1 protein-coding gene is annotated in these 269 nt (G+C 41.3%); it reads left to right on the top strand.

What is annotated here, in order from left to right; all coding sequences use genetic code 11:
• Positions 1-44: 44 nt before the first annotated feature.
• Positions 45-269, top strand: a 225-nt coding sequence (locus tag RYX56_RS22685; RefSeq protein WP_317124166.1) for an ATP-binding cassette domain-containing protein, incomplete at its 3' end; no start/stop codon positions are given.

Below are 269 nucleotides of genomic sequence, written 5' to 3' on the forward strand. Positions count from 1 at the left end.
CACTCGATCCAAAAATGCGTGATTAGAAGGCAGGTGAATAGGCAGTGGAGAAGATTTTACAAGTTAAAGATTTAAATATATCGTTCCATACTTTTTCAGGAGAGGTTAAAGCCATCCGCGGTGTCAACTTTGATTTAATGAAGGGGGAAACGCTGGCGATTGTTGGCGAATCAGGTACAGGTAAGTCAGTTACTACAAAGGCGATCATGCGCTTACTTCCCGAACACAATTCAGAGATTAAAAGCGGTGAAATTCTGTTTGAAGGGAAA

This window comes from Alkalihalophilus lindianensis (assembly GCF_032843265.1).
In the GTDB taxonomy this organism is placed as follows: domain Bacteria; phylum Bacillota; class Bacilli; order Bacillales; family Bacillaceae_D; genus Alkalihalophilus; species Alkalihalophilus lindianensis.